The organism is Thermoproteus sp. CP80 (assembly GCF_002077075.2).
In the GTDB taxonomy this organism is placed as follows: Archaea; Thermoproteota; Thermoprotei; order Thermoproteales; family Thermoproteaceae; genus Thermoproteus.
In genome coordinates this window covers 26,473-37,383 of sequence record NZ_LCWM02000016.1, presented here as the reverse complement: position 1 = coordinate 37,383, position 10,911 = coordinate 26,473, and the positions used below count along the sequence as shown (strand labels likewise).

At 64.9% G+C, this 10,911-nt stretch carries 7 protein-coding genes; 4 read left to right on the top strand and 3 right to left on the bottom strand.

Annotation, left to right across the window (positions count from 1 at the left end; translation table 11 throughout):
- Positions 1-94: 94 nt before the first annotated feature.
- A complete protein-coding gene (locus B7L68_RS04685; protein WP_081246525.1) occupies positions 95-3,622 on the top strand; it encodes a PaRep2b protein in 3,528 nt (1,175 codons plus the stop codon).
- A 283-nt stretch (positions 3,623-3,905) separates the two neighbouring features.
- Positions 3,906-6,755: a leucine--tRNA ligase gene (gene leuS, locus B7L68_RS04680; RefSeq protein ID WP_081246524.1), complete on the top strand. Its 2,850-nt coding sequence runs from the start codon at positions 3,906-3,908 to the stop codon at positions 6,753-6,755.
- Between the two features lie 274 nt (positions 6,756-7,029).
- Here leuS and B7L68_RS04675 read toward each other — a convergent pair whose 3' ends face one another.
- Both B7L68_RS04675 and B7L68_RS04670 read right to left on the bottom strand, forming a co-directional pair.
- Positions 7,030-7,713 carry a hypothetical protein gene (locus B7L68_RS04675; protein WP_081246523.1) on the bottom strand — a complete coding sequence of 228 codons (684 nt, stop codon included), beginning with the start codon at positions 7,711-7,713 and terminating at the stop codon, positions 7,030-7,032.
- 147 nt (positions 7,714-7,860) lie between these two features.
- Positions 7,861-8,742 (bottom strand): radical SAM protein, encoded by an 882-nt coding sequence (locus B7L68_RS04670; protein WP_081246522.1) that lies wholly within the window; start codon positions 8,740-8,742, stop codon positions 7,861-7,863.
- Positions 8,743-8,810: 68 nt separating this feature from the next.
- Between B7L68_RS04670 and B7L68_RS04665 the strand changes: the two genes are divergently transcribed.
- Both B7L68_RS04665 and B7L68_RS04660 read left to right on the top strand, forming a co-directional pair.
- Positions 8,811-9,566, top strand: a complete 756-nt coding sequence (locus B7L68_RS04665; protein ID WP_081246521.1) for an RAD55 family ATPase — start codon at positions 8,811-8,813, stop codon at positions 9,564-9,566.
- Positions 9,567-9,594: 28 nt separating this feature from the next.
- Entirely contained in the window at positions 9,595-10,326 is a 732-nt protein-coding gene (locus B7L68_RS04660) for a zinc ribbon domain-containing protein (RefSeq protein WP_081246520.1), read from the top strand.
- Here B7L68_RS04660 and B7L68_RS04655 read toward each other — a convergent pair.
- Complete coding sequence (locus B7L68_RS04655; RefSeq protein WP_238136330.1) at positions 10,301-10,882, bottom strand: hypothetical protein; 582 nt, start codon at positions 10,880-10,882, stop codon at positions 10,301-10,303. The two genes, B7L68_RS04660 and B7L68_RS04655, sit on opposite strands and share 26 nt — an antisense overlap.
- Between the last annotated feature and the right edge of the window lie 29 nt (positions 10,883-10,911).

The window sequence follows — 10,911 nt, the reverse complement described above, 5'->3', positions numbered from 1 at the left end:
CCAGCTGGACGCGCCGCAGGCGCGCCGCTCCGGCCCCGTATCGACCACGCTATCAGCCGCACGGCGAAGGAGCTTTTCGAGGGGGCCAGGAGCCGTGGAGGGGCCGGCGGAGCTCTTCGTCGAGGCGGTCGCGGGGGTTCTGGCTTGGGTAGATGAGCACAAGGCCCACCTCTTCTTGACCGCGGCGGTGGCGGTCGGCTTGATGGCGGCCTCCGCCGCCATGAACCTGTGGGGCCTCATCGAGCTGGGCAGGCTGGCCCACGCGGCGGCCGGCCTGCCGCTCTTCGCCGGGCTCGCCGACGCTGGCGAGAGGGCGGCGGAGAGGTTCAGGGCCCTGGCCGAGAGGTACAAGCGGTGGAAGATCGACGAGAGGACTATCGATGAGGTCCTCAAGGCCCCTCTGAGGGGCGAGAGGCCGTACGCGGAGCTTCTGAGGCCGGCCGGATCCGGAAGTCTGCCCAGGCCCCTCGCGGAGCTGAGGAGGGCGCTCGACAAGGTGGAGGACGAGGACGAGAAGGACGCCGCAGTTGTCGCTACCCTCATGCTCTACAGGGCGCTTGTGAGGAGCGCGGAGGCCTACCGCGACTGGGCCGGGTGGTTCGGGTGGGCGAGGGACCGGGTTAAGGAGCGCGAGTTCGCGGTGGCGGCCGGCGAGATAGGGAAGCTCCGCGAGGCGCATGGGAGGCTTGAGGAGGCGGCCGAGCTGGCGAGGAGGGAGCTGAACGTCGTGCTGGCGTCCTACTCGCAGAGGCGCGACGTATACGAGCGGCTCAGGCCCCTCCTGGAGGTGGACCTGAAGAGGGCGGAGGGGCTGGCCGAGGCGAGGAGCGGCGAGCTCTCCAAGTTCGGAGGCGCCAACATGGGGACCAAGGCATACGCCGCCCTTCTCTCCATAGCCAGGGGCGGGATATACGGGCACGCGGCGATGTTGCTCGCGGGCGAGGGGGCTCTGGCGGATATAGTGTTGTCGACGCCCGCGACCGCCTACGAGAAGGCGTGGCGGATCGCTAAGGGGCGCGGCGAGGCCGTCGACCCGTCCCGCTCGCCTAAGGGGGCCGCGGGCTGGGAGGACAAGGCCGCCTCCGCGCTCCTCCGCTACCTCCTAAGCAGAGCCGACGATGAGGACCTCAGGTTCAGGCGCGTTGAGGGGGGCTTCGAGGTGTTCAGGGCCTACGGCGGCGTCGAGTCGTATTTAGACGCTCTGAAGGTGGGAAAGACGGTGGCCAGCTCCAAGGCCGGCGAGGAGGAGGTGAGGCGCTTCGTGGAGGAGGCGAGGAGGGCGGCGCCGGACCTCTCGGGGTTCGACAAGGCGCCGCAACTCATGGCGTGGCGTGCCACAGACATGTCGTCCTCCAGGGGATGGATAAAGGCCGCCACCGCCCATCCTTGGCAGGCGGCCTGGTACATCGCCCTCCTCGGCGAGGAGGAATTGAGCAGAGGCGGAGCCAACGTCACCAGGAAGGGCCGTAGGCCCAACATCACTATGTACTGGCCCCGCGAGAGGGAGGACCATATCCTGAGGGGGAGCAAATGGCTTGAGTCCGTGCTGGGTCACCCCGTCGAGAACTGGCGGGAGCTGGTGGACTCGATAGGCTGGAGCTGGGTTTTAGAAAAGGTCGGGGAGCTGGCCGGCTCGATCAAGCCCTGGATCGGCCCCGGGGAGGCGGAGGACGCCGAGAGGGAGGGGCTGGCGAGGAGGATGCTGGGCGAGCTTGCTCTCTTCGCCCACTTCGCCGAGGCGAGGAGGGGGTTGGACGACGGCAAGTGGCGTGAGGAGCGGGCCAAGAGGCTGTCGAGGGCCGTGGAGGCGCTGAGCAGCGGGAGGATAGCCGGCGAATACGCCGATAGACTGGCCGATCTGATTATCCGCTACACCGAGGGGAATAAGAAAGATGCAGAGAAGCGCATCGAAAACCTAGCTAAGGAGCTGGCCGGCATCTTCAAGGAGGATGTGGAAAGGGTTAGGGGAGAGGTCTGGGGCGTCGTGGACTTCGCCCTAAACGATATGCGCTGCTTGGCGAGGGACTGCGCCGACGACAAGATAGCCAGGAAGTTCGTGGAGCCCGCCCTGGAGCTCATCATGCTGGACAAGGCGAAGGGCGGGTTCGACAGAAGGGAGGCCCTGCTGTGGTTCGGCGAGATGTATGCGACGGCGATAGCGGGGGACGGCACGGTGGGGCCGAGGGAGGTCGTGCTGGCCGTCGGAGGGGAGCTGGGCGGTGGGGCTACGCTCCTGCGCCTCGCCACGTTGCGGTCGCTCAACCAGCTCCTGCCCGGCGATCTGAAGTTCGGCGTGCGGACGTACATAAAGGAGGGCAGATATTACTACATAGCCGCCACCGGCGACGATGCCGCCAGGCTCATGCGCATTCTTGCGGTGGCGGCGCCCTCCGCCGGCGGAGGGTACTTAAGCCCCAAGTTCGATGGGTTCGTGGAGAAGGCCCAAGTGAGGGTGCGGTCCGGCGAGGGGAGCATAAGGAGGACTCCAAAAGGCCTCGTCGCCGCTGGTTTGGTCATATCGGAGGGCGACATCAAGGTGAAATACAACGTCTATCTCCGCAGAGATGCGATCGTGCTCCAATTCCAATCGTCGGACCGGGGCCGCGCCGAGCTCGCGGCGCGCTTGCTAAGGCTTGCTGGAGTCAGCGTGGAGGTGAAGAGGGTTAGCGAAAGAGGCGTGTGGCAAGTCTGGGCCGCTACAGACATGCTTGCGGTCAGCCGTGAGGAGCTTAGAAAAGCCATCGCCGACATTGTCAAGGCGGCCGCCGAGAGCGGCTGGGTGGATGCGGACAAGGCGGAACGCTGGCTCGACAAGCTGGAGAAGGGACGCGCGGCGAGGGAGGGCTGGCCTAAGTACTACGTGGGGCTTGACCATAGCGGCGCACTTGAGGTCAAATGTCAGCCCACAAACCCCAGCAACATGGAGCGGGAGGTCCAGCGGCTTAAGGCGATGGGCCTCGAGGAGGGCCGCCACTTCACGGTGAAGATGCCGGAGGGCGGGAAGGCGGGGTATGTAAGGGTCCTCAGGGAGGGCCTTGAGCGCGCCGCGTGGCTTTCAGTCCACGGCGAGGGGGAGCGGCAGAGGCTTGCGGCGGAGTTCGTAGACCTCATATTGGAGAGGGCCAGGAAGAAGGGCGGCGCCGTCTACGAGAAGGCCCTGGAGATCGTGAGGAGGGGCAAGGCTGTGGGCTCCTTGAGACTTGCGGACGTTAGGGGGGCTGAGGTCTTCGTCGGGGGCAGGAGGTACGTGGTGGACGTCCTCGGCGGAGGGGCCGAGTTCGGGAAGGGGAGGAGCGGCAAGACCCTCTTGAGGATTACCATAACAGCCGAGGTGGACGGCGTCAAGAGCGACTATGAGGTAGCCTTCGGCAGATATGGGGCCAAAAACGAGGCTAGGGGCTTCGCCGCGGCGAGAGCCAACGCGCCGGGAGGCAAGGAGGCAGACGCCGAGAGGTTCGCCGCATTGGTGGAAGCCCTTACGGGCGAGGAGCCGAGGATATACCGCAGGAGTGACGGCAAGATAGATATCGTGTGCGGCAGGGAGCACCTAGACGGCTTCGCCCGCTACGCCGAGCTGGCAGAGGCCATAGAGAAATGGCTGGAGGAGACGGGCCGCCGATAGGCCTGTGGGGGCTTGCGCAGTAGATCTACAGAAGGACGTACAGCGAGTTAGCTGAGACCACGGGCGTGGAGGAGTTTCGAAACGCCGCCAAGTGGGTCTGGCGAGGAGCAGTGATCTCTTTCTTCCTCGTAGGCGCCCCCTCATATCGGCAGGTAAAGCATATGTCATCTTAGGCACAACACGCTGAGAAGGAGCAGTAGTAGCAAGCCCATGCGTGGCGCGTAACACTATGCGTCTTCGGCTCGGCGGTTAATGTTTTAATAAGATCGGCATCGGGGGTGTTATGAGCGAGTTGCCGCGCGGCGCCTCTATGGACTTTCGCCAGATAGAGGAGAAGTGGCAGAGGCGCTGGGCCGAGGCCCGCGTCTTCGAGCCGTCGCCGGAGCCCGGCAGGCCCAAGTTCTTCATAACCGCGGCCTATCCCTACCCCAACGGCGCCATCCACATCGGGCACGGCCGCACGTACCTGATCGCCGACATAATGGCGCGTTACCACCGCCACAAGGGCTACAACGTCCTCTTCCCCATGGGGTTCCACTACACCGGCACGCCCATACTGACGGTGGCGGAGTCCATAGCGGCCGGCGACGTCCACGCCATGGAGGACTTCAAGGCCATCTACGACGTGCCCGAGGAGGAGCTGAGGAAGATGGGGGACCCCCTCTATCTGGCCAACTACTTCAGGGAGCTGTCCAAACAGTACATGAAGAAGATCGGCTTCTCCATAGACTGGACCCGGGAGTTCACCACGATAGATCCCGAGTACCAGCAGTTCATCAGGTGGCAGTTCAAGAAGCTGTACGACAAGGGCCTTCTCGTCAAGGGCAGACATCCCGTGGGCTGGTGCCCCAAGCACCAGATGCCGGTGGGCGCCCACGACACCAAGGACGACAAGGAGCCCGATATAGGCGAATGGGCCTTGATCTATTTCGAGGGGGAGGACGGGCTGATATACCCCACGGCGACCCTCAGGCCGGAGACCGTGCTGGGCGTCACCAACCTCTGGATCAACCCCGAGGGGGACTACGCCGTGGCTGAGGTCGACGGGCGGAAGATGGTGTTGAGCCTCGACGCCGCCTTCAAGCTGTCGTTCCAGAGGAAGGTCAAGACCGTCGAGAGGACCAAGGGCTCCTCGTTCGTCGGGCGGAGGGTCAGGAACCCCGTCACGGGCGAGCTCGTGCCGATATATCCCGCCCCCTTCGTCGACGTCAAGACGGGCACGGGCGTAGTGATGTCCGTGCCGGCCCACGCCCCCTACGACTACGCCGCGCTGCGGGATCTAGGCGAGGTGAAGCTCATACCGCTCATATCGGTGGAGGGATACGGCGAATATCCCGCCAAGGAGGTGGTGGAGAGGATGGGCATAAGGGACCAGAGGGACGCGAGGCTGGAGGACGCCACCAAGGAGGTCTACATGGCCGAGTTCAGCAGGGGCTACATGAGGCAGGACGTGGCGGATAGAGTAGGCCTCCACCTGCCGGAGCCCGCGCGCTCTCTGCTCAGAGGCTTCTTCGCCGCGTTTATCGCGGGCAGGCCCGTGAGGGAGGCCAGAGATAGGATAAGGGCGTGGATGGAGGCGGCGGGGATAGGCGGCGGCATGTACGAGATCATGAACAAGCCGGTGTACTGCAGATGCGGCACCGAGATAGTGGTCAAGGTCCTGGAGGGCCAGTGGTTCCTCAACTACGGAGATCCCAACTGGAAGAGGGCCACCAAGGAGCTGCTCGCCTCGATGAGGATAGTGCCCGACGAGGCGCGGCCCCAGTTCGAGGCCACCATAGACTGGCTCGACAAGAGGGCGTGCGCGAGGACGAGGGGGTTAGGCACGCCGCTGCCCTGGGACCCGACGTGGATCATCGAGAGCCTCAGCGACTCCACCATATATATGGCGTACTACACGGTCATAAGGAGGATCAGAGAGCTCGGCCTCAAGCCCGAGCAGCTGACCGAGGCGTTCTGGGACTACGTCTTCCTGGGGAGGGGCGACGCGGCCGAGGTGGCCAGGGCAATAGGCGCCGACGAGAGGGCGCTGAGGGCCGTGAGGGAGGAGTTCTCCTACTGGTACCCGCTGGACTTGAGGAACTCCGGCAAGGACTTGATACCCAACCACCTCACCTTCTTCCTCTTCAACCACGCCGCCATATTCCCCAGGGAGCTGTGGCCGAGGGGCATAGTGGCCAACGGCTGGGTCCTGGTCGAGGGCGAGAAGATGTCGAAGTCGAAGAGGAACGTCCTGGCGTTGGGCAAGGCCGTGGATCAATTCGGCGCCGACCCCCTGAGGGCGACTCTGGCCACCTCGGCCGAGGTGGATCAAGACCTCGACTTCAGGTCGAGCGCGGCCAGGTCGGTCGCGAAGCACCTTGAGGATATCTACAACCTGGTGGTCTCGACGGCCGAGAGGGCGGCTCGGGACGGCGAGGGCCTCCCCGAGATGTGGCTGAGGTCCGAGGCGGCGTCGCTCATGGAGAAGGCCGCCAGGGCGCTGGACCAAGTGTCCGTAAGGCAGGCGGCGGTGTACGTGCTCTACGACATGAGGAGAGCCCTGGAGAGGTATCTGGAGATGGTGGACGTCCCCAGCCGCGCCGTCCTGGAGGTCCTCAAGGCGTGGGCCGTGGCCATGGAGCCCTTCGTCCCCCACCTGGCCGAGGAGCTGTGGGAGAGGCTGGGGGAGAGGCCCTTCGCGGCGAAGGCCCCGTGGCCGAGGCTCGCTGTTGATAGGAGGACCTTGCTGGCGGTGCGCTACGCCGACCGCCTCGTCGAGGATATCGCGGGCCTCAGGGAGCTGAGGAAGGACGCCAAACGTGCCGTGATATATGTCAACAACAACTTCGCCTGGATCAAGGCGGCCGTCAAGGCGAGAGACGTCAGAGAGCTGATATCGGCTGGAGTCCCCGGCGAGGTCGCCAAGAGGCTTTTCGACGTGGCCAGACAGATGGACGACGACCTAAAGGCCCTGATAGAGGAGGTGGAGGACTTCGACGAGTACTCGGCTCTGGCGGAGCTCAAGACCTTCCTGTCGAGAGAGCTGGGCATGGAGGTGGATATCTATAGGGCCGACGACGAGAAGGCGCCCGACCTCGGCGGGAAGAGACGCGCCGCCCTGCCGCTGAGGGCCGGGGTATATCTGGAGTGACGGAGATCCGAGGGGAGCCGCCGCGGCCCCTTAGGCGCGGCGGGCCACAGCGGCGTCCCCGAGCCGGCAGGCCCGCGGGATCCGTCTGAGGGCCTCCTGAGGGGAGTGGGCCGGGGGAGCTAATAAATAGGTGCGTCCAATACCTCTAGGCCTCCGGCGTGAGGCCCCGAGAGGCGGCGTCCGCCTCGATGAAACGGCCTCCTCCAGGAGGCCTACAGATCCGCCTCCCCCGCTCGACGGCTTGATCCGCCGGCTTGAGGCTCAGCCGGCTGCGCTAGAGCCTCGGCCTGTTGCGCCTTAGGGAGAGGGCGCTCTTGAGGCCGGCGGCTACGGCCGACTTGATTCCGCCGTATCTATACGCGTCCAGCACGGCGGCCCAGTCCAGCCGCAGCGCGGCCACGGTCAAGGCGAGGGTCAACGCCGATATCGAGACGGCGTAGGCCCAGAACGCGGCGTCCCCGGCCAGAAGCTTGGCGGCTCTATACGTGGCCAGGGCGTAGGCCAGGTGGGTCGCCGCCCACAGAGCCTTGGCCGGGATCAAAACCGCTGCGAGTCTCCTGGTGCTGTAGCCCCCGGCCCCGAGGAGCAGATACACCTCGTCGTCGGGCAGCGGAGATGCGGCGATCGCGAAGACGGCGAGGTCCAGCCTATCCCCAGGCACCATCTCCAGCAGCTTCTTGAACGCCTCTCTGCTCCTGGCCGGCATCAGCGCCCTCAGCGAACTCCCGAACCTCAACACCACCAGCTTGCCCAGCACGGCCCCTAGGGCGGACAGCGCGACGGACAGATAAAGGCCCAGGGGATCTTCGGCGTGCCTCGCCACGTATGCCGCCAGAGGCAAGACGTTAGGTATGGGGTTGAAGGGGATGCTCTGCATCGCCAGAGTGGCGAAGAAAAGCCAGAGGGGCGTGCGCCTCAGCAGCCTCAACAGCTCGACGCCGAGCAGAGAGGGGATCATAGATCTATAATAGTTTATTATTTATGAAGCTTGGAGACGGAGCGGCCCTCGCCGCGGGCGGCGCCGAGTTCGCCGCGCCTTTGCGGAGGGCGTTGGAGCGTCTAGATGTATACAGGCCCAGGGCCCGCGGCGCCTCGAGACGGCCCTCTAGGCCCGACGGAGCAGATGGCTCCCGTCGCAGTACGTGCCGGGGGTATTGAGGTCGAAGAACTCCTCCCTGCATATGTCGAACTGTAGCCCCCTCGCCTCGGCCATCCCCTTGACGAGCTCCAAAACCCGCCTTCTGTACTCGGCGGGGGCGTACCTCTGGCCGTGCAGATAGGCTCCGCGGGCCCAGTAGAGCTCCCTCAGCCTGTCGGCGACCTCGGGGAAGGCCTTGACCAGCCGGGCGAAGTTGTCGGGCTTCGCCTTGTACGTGCTGGCCACGAGCTGCCTGGCCCCGGCGTCGGCCGCTGCGTCCACCACCGCCGAGAGAGACCCGGCGGAATCGTTGACGTACGGCACTATGGGGTCCAGCCTCACGCCGACGGGCACCCCCGCCTCGGCCAGCCTCCTCGCCGCCTCCAGCCGCGCGGAGGGCCTCGGCGCATGCGGCTCCAGCCTCTCGGCGACTGCCCCGTCTAAGGTCGTCACGGTTATCTGGACTACGGCCCTCCCTGGGTATTTCGCCAATATGTCGATGTCCCGGAGGACCAGGGGGGACTTCGTGACTATCAAGACCCTGTGGCCCGCCTCGAGTATCAGCGAGAGGACTCGGCGGGTGAGCCGGAGCTCGGCCTCGGGGGGAGTGTAGGGGTCGGAGGAATTGGAGAGCGAGATGACCGAGCCCGGCGGCAGCTTCCCTAGATCTCTCCTGACCTTCTCCAGGAGGTCCTCCTTGGGCCTGGGCTGGAACGCCCTCGGTATATAGCTCGATATATAGCAGTAGGTGCAGGAATGGCCGCAGCCGGTGTAGGGGTTGAGGCCGTATTTGGGCGGACAGGGACAGAGGGGGTTCCTCCAGGGGTCGAACGGCGCTATCGCCGGCACGTCGGCAGACGCGTCGCGGGTTAAAAGCTAAACGGGGAAACCATATTTATATCCTCCGGAAGATCTCCATGAGGACCGGCATAGGCCCGATCGACGAGCAGCTGCCGCCCGAGGGGCTTCCGCCTGGATACTTCGTGCTTCTGGAGGGGCCTCTCGGCGTCGGGAAGACCTTCTTCGCCTACTGCTTCGTGGCATCTGCCGCCAGGTCCAAGGCGCCTGTGGCCGTGTTCGCCGTGGACGCATTGCCCGAGGACGTGGCTGAGACCTTGAGGCGGAGGGGGGTTGACCCCGGGTCCGCCGTAATCGTGGACGGCTTCTACGCCCCCACCGATAGGCTCAACAAGATGAAGGGGTGGGGCAAGGCCAAGCTCGACGTCTTGGACACCAAGGCCGTTCTGGACAAGCTCGCCGAGCTGGCCGACGAGGTGAGAGGCGGGGTCGTGGTGATAGATTCCCTCAACGAGATAATCCTGAGGGCTTCTAACGTCTTCGAGCTGTTTAGAGGCTTGAAGATATTCGCCAAGTATACGGGCTCGCTCGTGGTGGGGGTCGTCCACACCGACGTTGAGGACGTGAGGAACGCTGTGGCGCTCGCCGAGCATCTGGCCGACGTCATAATACAGGCGGAGATGGACCCGGAGCTGGAGCAGATGGGCCTCTTCATAAGGAGGATGAGGGTGGCGAGGGCCAAGGGGTTGCAAGCCTCCTACGACTGGATACATGTGGACATCGCGGACGGCAAGGTGGTCGCGGTCGACGTCAAGTCGTTGCTGAGGGATCTGAACAAGAGGGTGGCGGAGCTCGGGATCAGGCTCGGCGTCTGATCTTTTTTAAGTACTCCGAGGTGGATGCATGCTGACATATAGCCTCAAGTGCGACGCGGGGAGGGCCCGGGAGGCCGTCGGCGGCGACTACGCCGTGGTGGAGCTCGGGGGGCCTGTGAGGATCGTGGAGTCGGTCGTGTCGCTCTACCTCGGCGACGTGCCCATATGTCTCTACAAATCGTGGCGCCTGACCTACACGGACCTGGCCCAGCTGGGCCTATCCAAGGCCGAGGTCTACGTCAGGGACGACAGAGCCGTCGTGAGGCTCGTCAGAGACGGCGAGCGGCTCGGGCTGAGGGAATTGATAGAGGGGAGCCCCCTAGTCGTGCACGCCATGGATATAAACGAGGGGGGCATAGCCTACAGGGTCTTCAGGCTAGGCGGATACACGGAGCTTCTGGCCAAGGGCGTCGCGTCGAGCATACAGGAGGCGTTCGTGCCCAAGAGGGGCGTCAACATCCTCGTGGCCGACATACCCATGATGCCGCAGTACGAGAGACATCTGAAGGAGCTCCTGGACATAGGCCGGGAGCACTTCGTGGAGCTGCACACCACGATGCTGTCCGACGTCTGTCCCGTATGCGGCGGGAGGATGGTCAAGAAGGGCCGCCTCGTCTACTGCCCCCGTTGCAAGGTACAGCTAAACAGGGACGTCAACGCCGCGTGGACGCTGGCCAGGAACATCATAAGGAGGCTGGGGAGGATGGAGCAGTTGGCCGAGCTGAGGGAGGTCTTCATGCTCTCCTACCCCGACGTCTGAGGATCCTCCTAGCCTCCAGAAGGCCCCGCTCGGCGTCCGCCCCGCCGCATCTAAGCCTGGCCACCTCCAGCAGGACTCCGCCCGCCGGGTCGGGCCTGGCGTAGGCCCTGGCGAAGAAGTAGAGCCCGCGCATCTTCACCACGGCGGCGCCCGGCCTGAGGACGACGCCCCTCTGTCTAAGGGCCGGGACCCTCGCCTGGGAATACCCCTCGACGGGGCCGACCGGGCCCATGGGCTCGAGGCAGAGCGAGACCTCCCTGAACTTGGCCGCGAGGAGCCGGTCTAGATTCGGCGGAAGGGGCCTCGATAGGGGGAAGCATATCGACAGATCGGCCAGGAGAGTCCCGCCGAGCCAGCCGATCGAGAGCACGCCGAGGCTGGGCAGCTCCGCGGGGCATAGAGAGGCGCCCCACTCGGCCGCTACGTCCTGGACATAGCGCCTAGCGCCTTCCAGGAGGGCCGCGAGGGGCGCCGGCTCGCTATATAGCAATGTGTAGCGAACCCTCCTCTGGGCCACCCCCTCTATATAGGCCCTTCTGACGGCCGCCGGCTCCACCAATAGGCCCAATAGAGCGCATCTTTATA

Coding starts and splice junctions, on each gene's coding strand:
- leuS (WP_081246524.1), top strand. CDS start 3,906: ATGAGCGAGTTGCCGCGCGGCGCCTCTATGGACTTTCGCCAGATAGAG.
- B7L68_RS04675 (WP_081246523.1), bottom strand. CDS start 7,713: ATGATCCCCTCTCTGCTCGGCGTCGAGCTGTTGAGGCTGCTGAGGCGC.
- B7L68_RS04665 (WP_081246521.1), top strand. CDS start 8,811: ATGAGGACCGGCATAGGCCCGATCGACGAGCAGCTGCCGCCCGAGGGG.
- B7L68_RS04660 (WP_081246520.1), top strand. CDS start 9,595: ATGCTGACATATAGCCTCAAGTGCGACGCGGGGAGGGCCCGGGAGGCC.